Origin of the sequence: Thermanaerothrix solaris, assembly GCF_032334255.1 — a bacterium.
In the GTDB taxonomy this organism is placed as follows: domain Bacteria; phylum Chloroflexota; class Anaerolineae; order Anaerolineales; family Anaerolineaceae; genus Thermanaerothrix; species Thermanaerothrix solaris.
The window spans coordinates 1,043,810-1,062,492 of sequence record NZ_JAUHMF010000001.1; the positions used below are offsets into that span (position 1 = coordinate 1,043,810).

General features: G+C 52.6%; 18 protein-coding genes and 1 tRNA gene. 6 read left to right on the forward strand and 13 right to left on the reverse strand.

Features of this window, described 5'->3' with window-relative positions; all coding sequences use genetic code 11:
• Window positions 1-5: 5 nt before the first annotated feature.
• From atpA to QYE77_RS04675, 5 genes are all read right to left on the reverse strand, one after another.
• Window positions 6-1,667 (reverse strand): F0F1 ATP synthase subunit alpha, encoded by a 1,662-nt coding sequence (gene atpA, locus QYE77_RS04655; RefSeq protein ID WP_315624209.1) that lies wholly within the window; start codon window positions 1,665-1,667, stop codon window positions 6-8.
• A 132-nt stretch (window positions 1,668-1,799) separates the two neighbouring features.
• Window positions 1,800-2,378, reverse strand: a complete 579-nt coding sequence (gene ruvA, locus QYE77_RS04660; protein WP_315624210.1) for a Holliday junction branch migration protein RuvA — start codon at window positions 2,376-2,378, stop codon at window positions 1,800-1,802.
• 5 nt (window positions 2,379-2,383) lie between these two features.
• The gene (locus tag QYE77_RS04665) at window positions 2,384-3,220 is read right to left on the reverse strand and encodes a TrmH family RNA methyltransferase (RefSeq protein ID WP_315624211.1); all 837 of its coding nucleotides are present in this window, start codon (window positions 3,218-3,220) and stop codon (window positions 2,384-2,386) included.
• Window positions 3,208-3,699 carry a crossover junction endodeoxyribonuclease RuvC gene (gene ruvC, locus QYE77_RS04670; RefSeq protein ID WP_315624212.1) on the reverse strand — a complete coding sequence of 164 codons (492 nt, stop codon included), beginning with the start codon at window positions 3,697-3,699 and terminating at the stop codon, window positions 3,208-3,210. Before ruvC ends, QYE77_RS04665 begins: the two co-directional genes overlap by 13 nt.
• 6 nt (window positions 3,700-3,705) lie before the next feature.
• Window positions 3,706-4,461, reverse strand: coding sequence for a YebC/PmpR family DNA-binding transcriptional regulator (locus tag QYE77_RS04675; protein ID WP_315624213.1), 756 nt, complete (start codon window positions 4,459-4,461; stop codon window positions 3,706-3,708).
• Between the two features lie 153 nt (window positions 4,462-4,614).
• Here QYE77_RS04675 and QYE77_RS04680 point away from each other — a divergent pair, with 153 nt between their 5' ends.
• On the forward strand, window positions 4,615-5,331 hold the full coding sequence (locus QYE77_RS04680; protein WP_315624214.1) for a hypothetical protein: 717 nt from the start codon (window positions 4,615-4,617) through the stop codon (window positions 5,329-5,331).
• 9 nt (window positions 5,332-5,340) lie between these two features.
• On the opposite strand, the gene QYE77_RS04685 is transcribed toward QYE77_RS04680, so the two are convergent.
• Window positions 5,341-6,132: a sortase gene (locus QYE77_RS04685; protein WP_315624215.1), complete on the reverse strand. Its 792-nt coding sequence runs from the start codon at window positions 6,130-6,132 to the stop codon at window positions 5,341-5,343.
• Between the two features lie 17 nt (window positions 6,133-6,149).
• Window positions 6,150-6,896, reverse strand: coding sequence for a response regulator transcription factor (locus tag QYE77_RS04690; RefSeq protein WP_315624216.1), 747 nt, complete (start codon window positions 6,894-6,896; stop codon window positions 6,150-6,152).
• A gap of 503 nt (window positions 6,897-7,399) precedes the next feature.
• On the opposite strand from QYE77_RS04690, the gene QYE77_RS04695 reads away from it, so the two are divergent.
• The 3 genes from QYE77_RS04695 (at window position 7,400) to ndk (ending at window position 11,942) form a co-directional block, all read left to right on the forward strand.
• On the forward strand, window positions 7,400-8,620 hold the full coding sequence (locus QYE77_RS04695) for a sigma-70 family RNA polymerase sigma factor (protein WP_315624217.1): 1,221 nt from the start codon (window positions 7,400-7,402) through the stop codon (window positions 8,618-8,620).
• A 131-nt stretch (window positions 8,621-8,751) separates the two neighbouring features.
• Complete coding sequence (locus QYE77_RS04700) at window positions 8,752-11,460, forward strand: tetratricopeptide repeat protein (protein ID WP_315624218.1); 2,709 nt, start codon at window positions 8,752-8,754, stop codon at window positions 11,458-11,460.
• Window positions 11,461-11,486: 26 nt separating this feature from the next.
• A complete protein-coding gene (ndk, locus tag QYE77_RS04705) occupies window positions 11,487-11,942 on the forward strand; it encodes a nucleoside-diphosphate kinase (protein WP_315624219.1) in 456 nt (151 codons plus the stop codon).
• A 79-nt stretch (window positions 11,943-12,021) separates the two neighbouring features.
• Here ndk and QYE77_RS04710 read toward each other — a convergent pair whose 3' ends face one another.
• The 5 genes from QYE77_RS04710 to gmd all read right to left on the reverse strand — a co-directional run bounded on the left by QYE77_RS04710 (window position 12,022) and on the right by gmd (window position 15,902).
• Entirely contained in the window at window positions 12,022-13,344 is a 1,323-nt protein-coding gene (locus QYE77_RS04710; protein ID WP_315624220.1) for a LuxR C-terminal-related transcriptional regulator, read from the reverse strand.
• A gap of 109 nt (window positions 13,345-13,453) precedes the next feature.
• Window positions 13,454-13,525, reverse strand: a tRNA-Gly gene (locus QYE77_RS04715).
• 83 nt (window positions 13,526-13,608) lie between these two features.
• Window positions 13,609-14,217 carry a transglycosylase SLT domain-containing protein gene (locus tag QYE77_RS04720; RefSeq protein ID WP_315624221.1) on the reverse strand — a complete coding sequence of 203 codons (609 nt, stop codon included), beginning with the start codon at window positions 14,215-14,217 and terminating at the stop codon, window positions 13,609-13,611.
• Window positions 14,218-14,313: 96 nt separating this feature from the next.
• Entirely contained in the window at window positions 14,314-14,802 is a 489-nt protein-coding gene (locus QYE77_RS04725; RefSeq protein ID WP_315624222.1) for an arsenate reductase/protein-tyrosine-phosphatase family protein, read from the reverse strand.
• A 20-nt stretch (window positions 14,803-14,822) separates the two neighbouring features.
• Window positions 14,823-15,902 carry a GDP-mannose 4,6-dehydratase gene (gene gmd, locus QYE77_RS04730; RefSeq protein ID WP_315624223.1) on the reverse strand — a complete coding sequence of 360 codons (1,080 nt, stop codon included), beginning with the start codon at window positions 15,900-15,902 and terminating at the stop codon, window positions 14,823-14,825.
• A 255-nt stretch (window positions 15,903-16,157) separates the two neighbouring features.
• On the opposite strand from gmd, the gene QYE77_RS04735 reads away from it, so the two are divergent.
• Both QYE77_RS04735 and QYE77_RS04740 read left to right on the forward strand, forming a co-directional pair.
• On the forward strand, window positions 16,158-16,586 hold the full coding sequence (locus QYE77_RS04735) for a hypothetical protein (protein ID WP_315624224.1): 429 nt from the start codon (window positions 16,158-16,160) through the stop codon (window positions 16,584-16,586).
• Window positions 16,587-16,622: 36 nt separating this feature from the next.
• On the forward strand, window positions 16,623-16,979 hold the full coding sequence (locus tag QYE77_RS04740) for a YtxH domain-containing protein (protein ID WP_315624225.1): 357 nt from the start codon (window positions 16,623-16,625) through the stop codon (window positions 16,977-16,979).
• 41 nt (window positions 16,980-17,020) lie between these two features.
• On the opposite strand, the gene QYE77_RS04745 is transcribed toward QYE77_RS04740, so the two are convergent.
• Window positions 17,021-18,637, reverse strand: a complete 1,617-nt coding sequence (locus QYE77_RS04745; protein WP_315624226.1) for an NAD(P)H-hydrate dehydratase — start codon at window positions 18,635-18,637, stop codon at window positions 17,021-17,023.
• Window positions 18,638-18,683 lie beyond the last annotated feature (46 nt).

Here is an 18,683-nt window from a genome sequence, read left to right on the forward strand (position 1 = left end):
CCGCCTCAGAGCCAGGTATTGCTAAACGCCTGGAGCGCCTCACGCAGTCGCGCTTCAGTTTCCGGCGTGATCATCTTCTTTTCAGCAATATCCCGTCCAATTTCAGGATGTGAGGATTCCATATAACGCAGAAGCGCCGCTTCCCAGGCCTTGACCCGTTCCACCGGCACCTGATCGGCAAAGCCATTAACCCCGGCAAAGAGCACAATAACCTGATTTTCCAATGACATCGGCTCGTATTGCGGTTGTTTGAGTATCTCTTGCAGGCGCAGACCGCGATTTAGTTGCGCTTGGGTGGCCTTATCCAAATCAGAACCAAACTGGGCAAAGGCTGCCAACTCACGGAAGGCCGCCATATCCAGGCGCAAGCGCCCCGCCACTTGTTTCATGGCTTTGGTTTGAGCCGCTCCACCCACACGCGATACGGAGATACCCACATTGATCGCCGGGCGAATTCCCGCATTGAACAGGCTGGTCTCAAGATAAATCTGCCCATCGGTAATCGAAATAACATTGGTGGGAATATAGGCCGAGACATCACCCAGCAGCGTTTCAATGATCGGAAGCGCTGTCAATGATCCGCCAGTGCCCTCAACCGGCACAACCTTGTAGTTTTCGGCGTTTGGCATCGCCTTGAGCGCCTCTTCGGCTTCCACCTTTGAACGGGGGCCCTTAAAGACCTGCCCATTCACGCCGTCCTCGGCCTTGGCTTTGGGATGAGGATAATCTTTTGGCACAATAACGTAGTGAGTCGCAAGGCGCGCAGCACGTTCTAACAAACGGGAATGTAGGTAGAACACATCACCGGGATAAGCCTCTCGCCCAGGTGGGCGGCGCAACAGTAACGAGATTTGGCGATATGCCCAGGCATGCTTGGAAAGATCATCGTAAACCACCAGCGCATCGCGCCCATTTTCCATAAACTCCTCGCCGATGGCACATCCGGCGTAGGGTGCAATGTACTGCATCGCCGCCGGATCATCTGCCGAAGCCATTACCACTACGGTGTGGTTCATCGCCCCATACTGCTCAAGCAAAGCAATCGTGCGGGCAATGGCGGCCTTCTTCTGCCCAATGGCGACATAAATACAAATGAGATCTTTGCCTTTCTGGTTGATGATCGTGTCAATGGCAATTGCCGTCTTGCCTGTTTGGCGATCGCCAATGATCAATTCACGCTGGCCTCGTCCGATCGGGATCATGGCATCAATGGCTTTGATCCCGGTCTGGACCGGGGTATCCACATCTTGCCGTTCCACCACACCGGGGGCAATGCGTTCAATCGGTCGGTAGCGCGTGAAGTTAATTGGGCCCTTACCGTCTATGGGTTCACCCAATGCATTGACCACCCGACCGATCAACCCATCGCCTACGGGGACGGAAGCGATACGTCCCGTGGTCCGCACCTGCATTCCTTCTGTAATGGTCGAAAAATCCCCTAAGATGATGACCCCGACCTTATCTTTTTCCAGGTTGAAGGCAATCCCCATAACACCGTTCTCAAACTCCACTAACTCTTGAGAACGTACGGTCGTTAACCCCTCTACCTGGGCAATCCCATCGCCGGTTTCAATCACCGTGCCAACATCACGGACTTCCAACCGTGGTTGGTAGGCTTCAATGCGTTGCTGCAACTCGGTGGTAATTTGCTGGATAAGATCGGTCATCAGCCCTCCTCAAAGAAATGCTCTTAGCCGTCCATAGAAGTTAGTGCCTTAGCCTTAAATTCACAAGAGGACAAAACACGGAACAATCATACCTGAAACGCACACCTTTGTCCAGAAAAACCTTTTATGCTCTTAAGGGGCGAGATGTTGTAGTGCCAAGCGTAACCGTTCTTCTACATCCGCAGGGGCATCACGCGGGATAGATTGTAGAGCCGCCTGGGCTTCCACTACACTATAACCCAGATGCGTCAATGCCTCCAATACCTGATGATCCACCTCGCTAAACGCCGCCAAGCCAGTGAATGATTCTTCACGCCCAATCTTATCCTGCAAATAAAGGATGATCTTTTGAGCCGTCTTGCGCCCCACTCCAGGCACGCGAGCCAGGAGGTCAGGTTGTTCGCCGTGCACGGCCTGCTGGATCAAACCCACCGACAAAGCACTCAGTATCGCCAGCGCCAGCCGCGGTCCTACCCCATTCACCCCAAGTAACAGGGTGAAATAATGTCGTTCTATCTCGGACTCAAAGCCATAAAGCGCCCAACCATCCTCGCGTACGACCAAGTGGGTGTGAAGAAACATGGGTACCCCCACCTGGGCTTGCCGCGCTAAGGCTGTCGGCACAAAAACCTGCAGCCCCAATCCACCCAAACGCAGGACAAGGTGATCATCACCCACATGCGCCACTTCCCCTTCAATAAACGCGATCATGCTGTCTACTCCTCATTTGCACCCAAACCTGGCCAACTTCCCCGCTGCCGACGTTGATTAAAAATCTCATACAAAACAATTGCCGTTGCTATGGCAACATTAAGCGAATCCACCCGCCCTACCATAGGAATAGCCACCATCGTCTGACACAATGCGGCATAGGGTGGTGAAAGCCCTTCGCGTTCACTGCCCATCATCACGATTAAACCCTGAGGATAAGTGAACTCGTGGTAATCCTGATGGGCTTTGTCTGAAGTTCCAATCAGAGTTGGGTGAGTTTGGGCACACCATTGCAAGAACTCTTCCTGGGTGGTGCGCACCAATTGTTGAGTGAAAACCGCCCCCATACTGGCCCGAACTGCCGCCGGATCATACGGATCGGTTGTGTGCTCCAAGAGGATCACCCCCTTAGCACCGACAGCATCGGCTGTGCGCAGAATGGTGCCCAAATTACCCGGATCTTGGATGGCTTCCAACGCCACCCATAATTCACCGGCATTGGGGTTGACCATGGATAGCGGTGTCCAGCGCTGGCGCGCCACGGCTGCAAGGCCCTGCGGGTTTTCTTTGAGCGCAAGGCTTTCAAACACCTTCGCGCTAACCTCAATAATCCGCACCCCTTTTTGGCGCGCTTGCTCAACGTGTTGCCAGGCGAACTCACTGCTCAAGCGTTGTGGCGCTACCACCAGCATCTCAATGGGCCAACCTTGCTGGATGGCTTCAGCGACCAACCGAATGCCCTCGACATAAAACAAGCCGTACTGTTCGCGAACCTTACGTTCGCGCAATTTCCGGATCAATTTCAGCCGTGGGTTCGCAGAGCTGGTAATCAGGTCGTCCATTGCTGGGCTGTGCGCAAATGATGTAAATGGCAGATGGCAACCGCCAACGCATCCGCGGCGTCATCCGGGTGGGGCACTTCGGGAAGATTAAGGAGCAACTGTACCATGTGTTGTACTTGGTTTTTATCTGCTCCTCCGTATCCAGTCACCGCTTGCTTGACTTCTAGGGGTGAGTACTCGCCAACGCTCAGGCCTGCTTTGGCGAGCGCCAATAAAGCCACCCCTCGCGCCTGTCCTACGGCGATGGCCGTGCGCACATTGCGTTGAAAGAACAATTGCTCCACCGCGGCGCTATCGGGCTTATAGCGCTGGATAAGAGTACTGAGCGCATCGAAGAGTTGAGCTAGGCGTTGTTCTAAAGGCAAAGAAGGCGCGGTAGTCACCACGCCATACGTTATGGCCTCCAGGCCATATCCCTTATCCTCAACAATTCCATAACCGGTCGTGGCAGTGCCGGGATCAATACCCACGACCATCATGGGGGGTTAACCTTCGCTAATAGCCATTAAGGCTTCATCGGTAATACGCAGGTTGTGATAGACGTTTTGCACGTCATCTAAATCTTCTAAGGCTTCGATCGCGCGCAGTACCTGGAGCGATTCCTCTGTGCCCAGTTCAATCTCTTGAGTGGGAATCATGCGCAATCCAGCCTCCTCTGGCTGGTACCCCGCCCCGCGCAGGCCGTCCAACAGGCTCTTGAACGATTCAACGGGTCCAACAATTTCGATGATATTCCCATCCATAGTGACATCATCGGCCCCCGCCTCAACCGCCACTTCAAAGATCTTCTCAAAATCTTTCTCGGAGCCTTGCAAGGCAAAGTAGGCTGCCCGTTTAAACTGCCAAGCAACCGAGCCTGCTTCGCCCAAACTTCCCCCGGCTCGCGTTAGAACATGGCGAATCTCGGCCACGGTTCGGTTACGATTCTCGGTCACGCATTCAATCATCAAGGCCACACCGTGGGGGGCATAACCCTCGTAAAAGACTTGCTCCAGTGCTCCACCTTCTTTGCTTTCGCCGGTGCCGCGCTTGATGGCACGTTCAATATTCTCTTTGGGCATATTGTTGGCGCGCGCTTTTTCAATTGCCAGGCGCAAGCGCACATTTGCCTCAGGATCACCACCCCCCTCGCGTGCGGCCAACACAATTTCACGTGCCAAACGGGTAAACAATTGTCCCCGTTTGGCATCCATAGCGCCTTTCTTGCGCTTAATCGTTGCCCATTTTGAATGTCCAGACATGCTACTGACTCCTTAATCGAAAGAGTTTCACATTCCCACACCCATTTGGATTGATTATACCACAAGGGCAACCTTTCATTTTTGTTAGGACACCTTACAACCGCCTTATAACGCTTGCTTAGCCCCCTGTAATTTCCGGATAATAAGCGCGCTATGGACAACGTCACCTTCAAACGTCAATTGGCACGAGCCATAAAACCCTGGTTAAAATTCTTTCTTATCCTTGGGGTGTGGATAAGCACAACAGCGCATGTGGTTGTTTCTCATCCAGTGCGAGATCCAGGGCTGGTCGCTGGACACGATGTCGTCACATCATTGATTACCTCACTCAATCTGGAAACCTTTCAGGCTTTTCGTGCCAGCCTTACCTTGAATGGTCAAACCGATCAGCCCATTGGCCTTTATGCTGAGGGGATCATGGCTTATCCCATCGTTCAGCAGCCCACCTCAAATCCTGCGTTCGTTTCCACCCAACCAAACACACTCACGCACTTTGCCCTCGCTCAACGTTATGGTAGTTTGGGGCTTTTGGCCCATAATCACTTAGCAGGACAAGCCTTCTTTGCCCTTCAACCCGAACAAACCTTATGGGTGGTTTTTGGTGATGGTAGTCTGAAGCGTTATCGTATTGTAACCATCGAACGCTACCAAGCCCTACAGCCCCATTCGCCCTATTCCAAATTTATCAACCTGGATGATCCTCAACAAAAGGTACTCAGCGCTACCGAATTGTTCTTGCATATTTACGAAAATCCAGGCACCCTGGTTTTACAAACCTGCATTGCTCAAGGTGATGAACTCTCTTGGGGGCGCTTGTTTGTTATCGCCCAACCCGAAGACACGGCACCACGAAGACTTCCGCAGTCGTAGCGAATCGTTTCATTGAGGTTCGGCGCCCGGCAAGGGAGATTGGCCGATGGGCCGCGCCACAATGACCAAACGATGCGTATTGGAATTCGCCGGCCAGCACGTTACCAGGGTGAGTCGCTCATCCTGAGAGGGCTGAATCCACCGCGCGTTCTCCAGGCGGGTCTGCAAATCAGCATCTCGCTCGGGTAGGATCATCACGTTGACTATTTGATAACTGAAACGCCGATTTCCCCCCTCCACCACAATGAGGTCTCCCGCTTCCAGTTCGTGAAGTCGTTCGAACACCTTGCCATGCACATTGTGGTGCCCAATAAGAACCGTATTTCCCACTTGGCCCAACATTGCCGTCTCGGTAGGCCAACCCGCCGCAAACTCATCCGGCGCTAGCCACTGTTCGTAGACAGTCTCACCCACTTTGATCTTGCGTGCCTTGACCGGTATAACCGGCGCATCTAAATCAATTTTAGCGATGATCAGGCGCTGAGGAATTGCAGGTAAAGGTGTAAGCGTTGGCTCAGGGACAGGCGTGGCTTGATTTGTCCCCGGTTCAGTCATTCCCTGCTCCGATTCCTCGCCCTCAGGCGTGGAAATCGCCAATGTCGGCGCACCTTCTTGCACGTTCATCAAAGTCAATGGCACAAAGCCGCTTTGAGACGATGGTTCCTCATACACAACAACTTCTTGATCAGCGCGCCGTAGTTCCGCCCACCGATAAAGGCTCACGCCCAAGCCGATCAAACCTACAAGCAGTAATAAGGTCCCGCCGAAACGCCACCCATCAAATCTAAAATGCAGTTTCATTGGCCCTGACGCAAAAATCACCCCTCACCGGTTTCCAATTTATACCCCAACCGATCTACATTAACAATTAAATCGGCACCGGCAGGGTCAACACGCCCCAATTTTCGACGCAGCAAGTAGATCAAGAACTTAATGCGCTGGCGCGCCTGAGGCAAATCCTGCCCCCATACTGCTTCTGAGAGGGTCAGGTAATCCACAACCTCAGGGGCATGCCGGGCTAGGGTGGAAAGCACCTCGAATTCCTTCACCGTGAGGGGGATACGTTCATCCTTATATCGCACTTCACGCGATTGGCTTTCGATAATAAGACCAATCTTCGGAAAGGCATAACGATAGGCCGGCTGAGGACGCCGTGAACGGCGTAAAACGGCATTAATCCGCGCCAAGACCTCACCGCGATAAAACGGTTTGGTCAGATAATCGTCTGCACCCAATTGGAAACAATCCACCAAGGTTTCTTTGCTATTAATCGCCGTCAACACCATGACTGGGGTTGGACTGAATTGGCGTAATTGGCGTAAGACCTCCCAACCGTCCATCTCCGGCATCATCAGATCTAAAAGAACGAGATCCGGAGTAACGGCATGATACTTCTTGAGCGCTTCAATCCCATTCGCAGCGCTTAGTACATCAAAACCCGCTGAGCGTAGAATCTGTTTCAGTAATAGTGTGGTATCTGGATCATCGTCAACAATCATAACCCGCGAACGCTGGCCAGCATAAAGTTCATCCAGATCCGCTCCTACAGGTTGACTTAGCGTCATGGTGACACCTCCTCCTTCGACAGAATATAAAAAACCGGCCCAGGGCCGGTTTCGCTACTTGGCTCCCCGAATGTCCGCCTGAAATTATCAGGCAAGCGACCAAATCAGACATCCGGATCCTCGCCGCCACTTACATTTTTACACTTGTTTTATAATGTGCTGTTCGGTTATAAATTTATTATAGTGAGGTAAGCCCGACTTGTCAATCATGCGTGTGATATATGACTCGATCCGGTAAGATTAGAATTTGATTAGAATTTCGTCAACCTATTGAAATCCGGCTTAAATTGATGTATATTTTTATCACCCCATGTAGGCAGCGGGAAGAATGAACTGAACCGCTGTCTATTTTCGTGTCTTACCATGGGGACAAGATAAATTCCTACCTTATAAATTTAACGCATACACGTATTGAATTTTCATAAAAAAAAGTGTATGCTGATAAACGAGACGAATAAACACTTTGAAAACTACTCTCGGTTAACGAGGATAAAAGAAGGCCTATGGAAAACCCGTTGCTTAATGTTGTGGACGAAGACGAAGAATATCCTGCAATTGCGCGACTGATTGAACTGGGGCGCCAAAAGGGCTACGTCACAATTGACGACATCCTCCACTTTTTCCCTGAGGCGGAGCAGGATGTTGATCAATTGGAAGAAGCCTTTTCGGCGCTGATGAGCGCAGGTATTCCTTACCTCGAGGATGAACCTCTTAGCGGCGAACTCGAGGAAGAAGAGGAAGAGGAGCTGCTCGAGGAAGAGCCCGAACTTGAGGCCATCGAGCATGACCTCAACCTCGACGACCTGCGCGACATTGACACCGATGACACCATCGGTCTATATCTCAAAGAGGTGAGCCGTGTGCCCCTGCTCACCGCCGAAGAAGAGGTGGAGTTAGCCCAGCGCATCGAACGCGGCCGCATGGCGCGCGAGGAACTGGCGCGTGGCAATGTAAGCCCCAAGCGCCGGTTGGAACTGCGCAAGTTGATCGAAGATGGGTGGGCAGCGCGCGAGCACTTGATCACGGCCAACTCGCGCCTAGTCATCAGCGTGGCTAAGAAATACATGGGGCGCGGTGTTCCCTTCCTTGACCTAATCCAGGAAGGAAATATCGGGTTGATACGCGCCACCAAGAAGTTCGATTACCGTCGCGGACATAAGTTCAGCACGTATGCCACCTGGTGGATTCGCCAGGCCGTCACGCGTGCCATCGCCGACCAGGGGCGCACCATCCGCGTGCCGGTGCACATGGGCGACCAGATCAACAAACTGCTACGCGTCCAGCACCAGTTAACACAGCGTCTGGGGCGTGAGCCAACCGTTGAAGAACTGGCCGAAGAATTGGATGTGCCACCAAAGAAGGTGGAGAACATGATCCAAGTAGCTCGCCGACCGCTCTCGCTGGAAACGCCCACCGACGATGAAGAAGATTCGGTGCTGGGAGACTTCATCGAGGACGAAGAAGCGCCACCTCCTGATGACACGGCCACCTACAATCTGCTGCGCGAGCACCTGGAAGAGGTGCTCAACACCTTGCCACCGCGCGAGGTGCGCATCTTGCAACTACGCTATGGCCTGCTTGATGGTCAGGCCTACACACTGGAAGAGGTTGGCCGTAAAATGGGTGTCACGCGCGAACGGGTGCGGCAAATTGAGGCCCAAGCCCTCAGCCGCTTACGGCACCCTAGCATTCGCCGTAAACTCAGGGACTATCTTGGTGAATAACCATTTCCGATTGCCCATTCCACATCCGTGCAGGCTGGCCGTGGAATTAGCCTTGCACGGATGTCTTTTTTGGGACACCCCCTCTTGCTTGATTGGCGGAGTTAGGGCATACTAAAAAAGGGAGGTGGCTCATGCCCAAAATCTCATTACGTGCTTATAACCGAGAAATTGAAAACCTCATCGAAAACGGGCAAACCGATGCAGCCATTGCTCACTGCCGCCATATTTTGAAATTCTTTCCCAAACACATTGACACCTATCGCCTTCTGGGGAAAGCCTATTTAGAAGCTCAACATTATGCTGAAGCAGCGGATATTTTCCATCGCGTGCTCTCCTCAGTACCCGATGACTTCATCTCCCAAATCGGGATGAGCATTATCCGCGAGGATGAAGGCAATCTTGACGCGGCCATCTGGCATATGGAGCGCGCTTTTGAAACCCAACCCTCTAACACCGCCATCCAGGACGAATTGCGTCGCCTTTATGGGCGCCGCGATGGTGTTGAACCCCCCCGTATTCGCCTTTCACGCGGCGCGCTGATCCGCATGTATGCCCGTGGCGAACTTTACCCTCAGGCCATTGCCGAAGCACGGGCTGCCCTGGCTGAAGATCCCAATCGTGTTGACTTAGAGGTCATTCTCGCTCGCGTATATTACCTCTCTGGCCAAAAAGTAGCCGCAACCGAGGTTTGCACACGCCTGGTGGGCAAGTTGCCGTATTGTTTCGAGGCCAATCGCATCTTAGCCGAAATCCTCCCCACCACCTCTCGCGCTCAAGATGCCGCAATTTACCGCCAACGGGTGATTGCCATGGATCCTTACCTGGCGCATATGACGTCAGGGATGCTCTCGCCGCTTGAGGTTCCCGACGATGCCGTTATGCTCGACTATCTTGAATGGCAGCCCGAGTTGGAAACCCCGGCCCAGCCCGAATGGACCCGCACCGTCGGTGTAACCTGGTTGGCGGAAGAAGAAGAAGCCCTGCCCGATTGGTATTCCGCACTACAAGAACAGTCAACTGCCACGGAGGTCGCGCCTTCCGAAACCACGCCGCCAGAAAATATCTTGGCAGAGGCAACTGAAGAAACGACACCCGCCGAACCTGAAACTCTTATCCCCGACTGGATGCGCGAAGCAGGTTGGGAGATGCGTACCTCAGGTCTTGCAGAAGAAGAACCCCAGGAATCGGCACCGTTCCTAGAAGAAGCAACCGAATCCCTCGTTGAACCGGCTGAAATTCCGGAATGGTTAAAAGGCATCGTCCCGCCCGATCTGAAGACCGAGACCGAAGAAAGCCCTGAACAGGCCGAAGCCTGGTTCGAGAACCTGCTTCAGAGCGGCGCCACCCAAACCCGATCTGATATTGAAGAAGTTAGTCCTCCAGAAGCAGGCGCAGAATTTGAAGCCTCTTTGACAACACCCCTCTCCGAAGAAGAACCTCCGGCTTGGCTGGCCGATCTAACCACCCCCGAGTCCGTTACACTTGAAGAGACAACCGAATCTCCGACAGAGTGGCCGCATCCGGAATGGGCAGTAGAATCTACACCGAGTTCACCAGCCCGTGAAGAATCATCAACCATGGCAGACATGGCGGCAGAGACCCCTCTGGCTGCAGATGAAGTCGCTCCCCCCGCAATAACAGCCGCATCACCTAGTGCAGAGGAGATTACTCCTGACCTCCAACCTCTGGGAGGGGTGCCCACAAGCAGCGAAGACATTGAAGCCGCTCTGGCATGGTTGGAAAGTCTGGCTGCCCGCCAGGGCGCAGATGAAGCCACGCTCACCACACCAGCCTCTGAACGACTTGATCAACCACCCACCTGGGTGATCCAAGCCCAAGAAACAGAGATCGAAACCACGCCGCCAACCTATCCACCTGAAGCACCATCAGAGATAGAAAAGACCACAACCACCGAAGGGGCAGAACAGGTCATTCCTAACATTGAAACAGAGCCCTCCTTAACGAGCGGCTCACCTACCGAGGTAGAGATTCCCCTGGATTCGGAAGCCACTTTTGCCTGGCTCGAAGGGCTCGCCGCACGCCAAGGCGCAGATGAGGAAACCTTACTTACACCACCGGAACAGCGGTTTTCACATCTCCCGGACTGGGTGAGCGCTCAACGCGAACCAGGTGAAGAACTCATAGAAACGCCTGAGGAAGCGCCCATTGCCTCTGAGGAAACCGCCATTTCCTTTGAGGAATCCACTACCAGCGAGGTTTCTAGCCCGAGTGAGGCCGCACCAACAACTCAAGAAGCCATCCCCGAATGGTTGCAAGAGGTTCTGGAACCCCCTGTCACTCCTCTTGAGGAAACCGAAACGCCTATCTCAGCCTTAGAGATTCCCTCTTCCGAGCCGCTGGAGACCATAGAAGACACCCAACCGGTGCGCATTGGCGGTAGTATCAAATCAACACCGCAACCACCGGTTGAAGAGGAAAACATCCCTGCATGGTTACAAGAACCCTCCGAGCCTACCTCTCAGGTTCTGGGAGAGGAAGAGAGCGTTTGGATTCCAGAACAACCCTTGCCGTTGTCCGAGGAATCCCAACCTACCGTTGAGGCTGTTTCCGAGGCGTCGGTGGAAACGACTTTACTATGGTTACATGAGGCGCAAAACGCGCTACAAGCCGGCAACTTGGAACGGGCACTTCAATTCTATAATCGTCTTATCCAAGAGGCTCAACACCTCGAAGATGTCATTCATGACTTGCACGAAGCACTCTATCGCTATCCAATTGATGTTGGGCTGTGGCAAGCCCTCGGCGATGCTTATGTGCGTAGCAATCGCCTGCAAGAAGCCCTGGACGCTTATACCAAAGCCGAAGAGTTGCTTCGTTAAAACAACATCGTTGATGGAGGATCATTGTGGAACGAACGCTCGTCTTAATCAAACCAGACGCCGTACAACGCGGACTCATCGGTGAAGTCATCCTCCGATTGGAGCGCCGCGGCCTGAAACTCATTGCCGCCAAGTTTTTACAGGTAAGCCAAGAGTTGGCCGAAGCCCACTACGCGGTTCACAAAGGAAAACCCTTCTACGAGGGTTTGGTACGCTACATCACCTCGTCCCCCTTGATGGCAATGGTATGGGAAGGTCCCAATGCTGTGGCAGCGGTGCGCCAAACCATGGGTGCCACCCGCCCTACCGAAGCCGCCCCCGGCACCATTCGCCATGATTTTGCGCTTGAGGTGGGGCGCAATCTTACGCATGCCTCCGATTCACCCGAAACCGCAGCCCAGGAAATTGCCCTCTGGTTCAAACCCGAAGAGATTTATCCCTGGGAACGGGCAACAGATCCGTGGATCACGGGACAGAATTAATACCTGTCCTTACCCTGTACCCCATTAATCATCAGGCCTCGGCATTTCCCGAGGTCTTTTTCTTTTTCCAACACCCCGCTTAGCGGTTGATAACCGGAAGATTGATCGTGTAAAGAGCCTGATAGGCAAAATGGGTTTCCTGTTCTTTATCGTCCCAGCGTCCACCAATAAAATGCAAACGAGTATCTGTGGAAAGAAGTAAACCCTCTTCACCCATTAACGTAGGGAGACTAGCGATCTGTTGCCACTCGTCACTTGCCTCCAGGTACGCCCACAACGTTTGCTGCTTCTTTTCAGAGGGATTTTGCGATTCGCCCACCAGGTAAAGATTTCCGGCTAAAGCGGTCATAGCAATTGGTTTCAAAGAGGCGGGCGGATCCTTTCGTTTTTCCCACACCTCGTCTTGTTCGGGTTCCCGATTGGGATAATAAGCCCAAAGTTGAGGCATCGTTTGCGTTTCACCGCCATACCCTATCAGGTAAATTTTGTTATTAACCACGGCTGAATAAAGACGCTCATACGCTAAAGGTATCTTACCGACTTCTTTCCACTGCTCAAAGGCGGGATCATATACCAAGATGGACGAGATGAACGCTTTCCCATCCCATCCTCCAAAAAGGAACAGCCGCCCCTCAAAAGCCGTTATCGCATAAGCGCATATAGGATAGGGTAAAACAGGCCCATTTTCCCACTCATCACGGCGTAGATCATAAACCTCTAACATATCACTGGCCTGACCATCTGCAAAGCATCCCCCAGGGATATAAAAGCGTTCTCCTAAAATCGCTCCGCCTATTTTTTCTACCAGCGCGGGTGTAGGATGACGGGCCTCCCAGGTATCCTGATCAAGACCATAGGCCCACACTGCCCCATCTATCCCTTGAGGAGTTCGCCCTCCCACCACCAACAACTGATCCTCATAACGTGCTCCTGCCATTCCACTGCGCCCAATGGGCAAAGACGCTAAGGCTTTAAATCGTTGCGCGCTTTGAAGTTCGGGGGTGTCAGAAGGCATTTGAGGTGGCAGAATTAAAAAGCGCACAAGCAACGTGATCCCGAAAATGGCCCCAATCAACAAAACAACACCACGCCAGGAAAGCCACCAACTTCTCCCCGGTGATTGAGATACAGTAGGAAAAGGTTGGTTGTTCTGCTCAAGGGGCGTTTCAGAGGTGAAAGCAGGTATGGGTGGCTCCACTATGCCATGCTTCAAGGCATAAAGCGTGGCTTCGGTACGCGAGACCACGCCAATCTTGCTAAAAATATTACGCAGATGCACTTTAACCGTATTGGGGCTGATAAATAACTGTTGCGCAATTTCTTTGTTGGATGCGCCCGTAGCCACCAGACGCAAAATTTCGCGTTCGCGCTCGCTTAAGGTCACCTGTTCTTCTTCAGCCATGTTTCAATTATACGGTGAGAAAGATGATCCTGTGTTCCCCCAAAAAATTCCTACAATGAAGAAACCGCCTAAAATTCTGGCGGCATCTTACAATTAGGTTTGGTTTCAGAGCGGGTGACGGGATTCGAACCCGCGAATCGTAGCTTGGGAAGCTACTGCCTTACCACTTGGCCACACCCGCATTGCATGCAAAATTATAGCCAGAGGTGATAGGAATGTCAACGTTTTTACCACCTCTGGCTGTAATTCAAAGGCCATGTTCCCTTACCGATAAGTTTCATAAATTTTCAGAACGATATCGGCGTAATAATATCCCACGTTGATCGGGCCATAAGCGCGCAACGCCTCGCGTACATCTCCGGTGCGGTTAATCAATCCTGCCAGCATTCGCGTGCCATAAGCGATGTTGAACTCGGGATCAAACAATTCGTCCATGCTGGGACGCGAAGCAAAACAAGGGCCGTTTTTACACATGAAGTTTGCCGCCAAACCATCCCGTGGCATGATCTGCATCAACCCCACTGCGCCGCTCTTGGAGTATGCCTCGGGATTACCACCGCTCTCTTGCAGAACAACGGCAGCAATGAGATTGGGATCCAGCCCATTTTCTGCGGCGTATTGCTCGATTAGACCACACCAGCGGCGTACTTTATCGGGATAGCGGGGACTTATCGAACACTCCCCATTAGCTACGATCTCATTATGACTTGCAGAAACCTCCGCAGCCCCTACAGGTGTGGGTGTTGGGGTCATCGCAATCTCCCCCGCCGCCTGAACCGTTAGATTGGGGCTGGCAATCCAGCGCGTGAATAGAATCAGGAATAAACATCCCAGCAGAAATCCAGGTACAATGGCAAATGTGGCTCGGTTCATCGCAGCACCTCACTTTTTGGGGTGCTGTTATTATAGCACATATGTTCTATCTCATTCAACCCCCATTTTTGAAGAGAATTCAAATGTGCACTTGGATCACCGTTTCCGTTCCTGGGACAGTTGCAGGCTTAAAGCCACAATCCGATCCCATCCTTCTTCCAACAAGCGCCGGATCAATGCTGACGCTTGTTCAAAGTCGGCTAAACTCCCCCCAATAGGATCAGGCACATCGTAAGTTTGCCCCGTCATCTCGGTAAGTAAATAGACTCGCGCGGCAAGTTCAGGATACTCAACTCTCAACGCCTCGCGTTGATTTTTCTCCATCACTAAAATCAAATCGGCCTGCTCCAGAATATCCCCATTAACCTCACGTGACCGATGCGAGGATACATCCAAACCGAAGCGGGCCATCACCGTTTGCACCTCACTCACCACAGGTTGACCCGGCATCGCCCACGTACCTGCTGATTCCACCCGCCATTCGCGCCAATCTTTACGCCGTTGTTTCAGCAACGCCCGAAACAACTCCGCCGCCATCGGGGAGCGCACCCGATTGGCCGTACACACAAAAAGAACGGTGGGCATAAATCCCCTCTCACATCGCTTTATGGTAAGCGTTCCATGCTAACCACCTGGTGCTCCCAGCGATGCCAGCCGGAGGAGAAACGCTCAGCCAGAATGCGCTTTCCCTCACCAGGCGCAGTTAATCCCATTAATTCCAAGTCGGCATCCACCATAATCCGCACCAACTCGTGAAACCGCACCTTAGGTTCCCACCCCAACTCGCGTCGTGCCTTGCTGGCATCCGCCAATAAGAAATCCACTTCAGTGGGGCGGAAGTAGCGCGGATCAATACGTACGTAATCATGCCAGTCCAAACCCACATAACCGAAGGCTTCATCTAGAAATTCACGCACCGAATGTGCTTCTCCCGTACCAATAACGTAGTCATCTGGCCGATCTTGCTGAAGCATTAGCCACATGGCTTCCACATACTCAGGAGCGTATCCCCAGTCACGTTTAGCATCCAGATTGCCCAAATAAAGATAACGTTGTTTACCTGCCATGATTGCCGCTACGGCACGGGTGATTTTACGTGTGACAAACGTTTCCCCCCGGCGCGGTGATTCATGGTTGAACAAAATACCGTTACAAGCAAAAAGGCCATAACCTTCGCGATAATTTCGGGTAACCCAATAGGCATAAACCTTAGCCGCCGCATAAGGGCTACGCGGTTCAAAGGGGGTTTGCTCGTTTTGGGGGGGTTTGGCACCACCAAACATCTCACTGGATGAAGCCTGATAAAAGCGAGCCTTGCACCCGCTTTTACGGATGGCTTCCAAGACCCGGATCGCGCCCAAACCGGTAATATTGCCGGTGTATTCGGGCATGTCAAAACTCACCCGCACATGAGATTGCGCCGCCAGGTGGTATATCTCATCCGGTTGAATGTTATAAATGAGATCCATAAGGCTTTCCGGGACCGAAATATCCCCATAATGGAGATAAAAGGGCAACTCCCCTCCATTGGGATGCGGGTCGCGGTAAATATGATCAATGCGCCGGGTATTGAACGTGCTGGCGCGGCGGATCAAGCCATGAACTTCGTAGCCCTTAGAAAGCAAAAACTCCGCCAGGTAAGAGCCATCCTGGCCGGTAATGCCGGTAATCAAGGCCTTTTTCAACTAACGTACCTCCCCAAAATAATGACCCAAGGGTTAACTTGTCCTGTGTCCCAAGTATACCCAGGCTGCTCACACCTGTCAAATTCATCGCATTTGATCGCCTAAAATGTTACCGTAGTAAGATGGTTTGCTCAGAGGACTTCAACCAGTGTGATGCGGTTACCTTGCGCAGCAGCCATCATGCCCATCGCCCCTTTAAAAATCTATTTCATCATAAATTCAGATTGAACAAACGGCGTATGCTATAATGGAGGTATGACTCAGCAACTTCCTCTCCCTCCTTCTGAGAAACCGACTTCGCAACCCTCTGAGAGCAAACGATTTACAGGCATCATTATTGGAATCATTATTCTTCTTATTCTGGTTATTGCAGGCATTACGCTGCTTGCAATTGCCCCCGCTGAAACAACTGCCCGTGTACGTGATATTTTCATAATCGTCCTCGCGCTTGAATCACTTCTCTTGGGAATAGCACTCATTATTCTGATCGTCCAATTGGCTATTTTGATCAACCTGCTTCAGAATGAGGTCAAACCCATCCTGGAAGCTACCCAAGAGACCATCAATAATTTGCGTGGTACAACGGTGTTCTTATCCAACAACCTGGTCGAACCCGTGATAAAACTCAACGAGTATCTTGCGGGCTTGAAGAAAATCCTTGACCTGTTACGATTTGGGCGCTAAGATGAGGTTCTAGTTTTTTACCAAAGGAGGTAAACCATGTCAGATCGCAGTGAATTTGGGGCATTCTTAATCGGCTTTGTCATCGGTGGATTGAGTGGTGCAATTGCCGCTTTGTTGTTGGCCCCTCAATCGGGTGAAGAAACCCGCACTCAGATCAAAGAAAAAGCCATTGAATTGCGCGATAAAACGTCCGAAACCATGGGAGAAGCCTACAGCCAGGCTGAAGCTGCTGCCCAAGAGGCTGTCCGCCGCGCTGAAGCCCTTCTAGCCAAAGCCAAGGAAACAGCGCGCGAAATTCAACAACGGGGACAAAAGGTCCTGGAAGAACAGAAAGCACATCTAGGCAGTACAGCCGAATCCCAAACCGCTGGTACCGAAGGCGAAAGCGCGTAATTCCTTTATTTACAAGACAGAGGAGGTGCTCAGGTTTGGCCCTATAGCCTCCTGAGCACCTCTGGTACCTGCTCGAGAATATCGCCTGCCAAAACACAGGCTTCATGACCAAGCGTTTGGGCCGCTAATAGGCCAGCCTGGGCGTGAATCCAGGCAGCAAGCACGGCTGACTCCAACGGCGCCACCCGCTGAGCCAATAGCCCCACTACCAACCCGGCCAGGACATCCCCACTACCGGCGCGAGCCAGGGCTGCGCTGGCCACGGGAATAATAAAGACACGTCCATCGGGTGCCGCCACCACAGTCAGCGCCCCCTTTAGCACGACAATATGCCCCCACTCAACTGCAAAGCGTTGGGCAACCTCTAACCGATTGGCTTGAATCTCAGTCACTGGGAGTTTGGTTAAAACGCTCATCTCTCCAGGGTGCGGGGTTAATACACTTTGAGCCGGTAGAGCGTGCCACCATTCAGGAATACGCGCCAGATGCCGTAAACCATCCGCATCCACGACACAGGGTGGCAGTGACGGTCGCTCGGGATTAACACTCTCTTCCCTGACGACAAATCCCAAGGGATGACGCTTCAAAGATTCCTCGCCTTTACCCAGCAGACGGGCTATAAATTCCGCGGTCGTTTCCTCTATTCCCAACCCGGGCCCAATCAGAATCGCAGTCACTCGCTCCAATGACTCCAGAACCACACTTGCAGCATCGCGATCAATAACCCCTAACTCACTGGGCAAGAGCACCCATGTAGCCTCAGGTAAATGCCCGGCCAGAGCAGCATGCAGGCTACCTGGTAGAGCCACCCGCACCAAACCTGTCCCGATCCGATACGCCGCCTTAGCCGCCAACCACACCGCGCCGGTGTAGTTTACTGAGCCAGCGATAATCAAGGCAGTGCCAAAAGTGCCTTTGTGAGCCTGACGCGGGCGGGGCGGTAAATGGTTGCGGCAGTAATTAGCTTCTGCCATGTATAAGTTCAAGCCATCGTACGCCTTCAGGTCAGAGGGAAGCCCAAGTGAAACGACCTCCAATTCCCCCACATAATCAAAAGCCGGAAACCGCAGTAACCCAATCTTGACTGCCTCCATGCAAATTGTGAGTTCTGCTGGGATTGTACCTTCGGCGACCTCACCGGTATCACAATCCACCCCAGAAGGGCAATCTACAGCGACGACGTGTGGCAAGGGATGAAAGTGGGCCACCTCACTCAAAAACTCCCCCACCTCTCCGCGCAGAGGCAGTTTCACGCCGGTGCCGAAAATGCCATCTAACAAAACCCGAGCTTCGATCAGCCAAGAATGAAGCCCATCCCGAGCAGGGTCGTCGCCCAGGTTCATAACCTCTCCCCCTGCGGCTACCAATTCCCTAAGCAATGAATCATCTTGGGGGCGGGGACGAACCAAATAGGCTCTTGCTTGCCATCCCCAGCGCGCCAGATGGGTGAGCGCCACCAGGGTATCTCCCCCATTATTCCCTGAACCCACCAATCCCACTACCACCTTTGGGGTTACATCATGATAGCGCCGCTGGACGATCCTCGCCACCCCTTCACCCGCGCGATGCATCATCAGGGCGTAGGTGATCCCTCGTGCGTCTGCCTCTTGCTCAATAGCCCGCATTTCCGCCACATGAACTACCCGCACTGCATTCATGCTAACCTCACCCTATTCCCAAGTCTTGGTTGATCTAATTTTATCC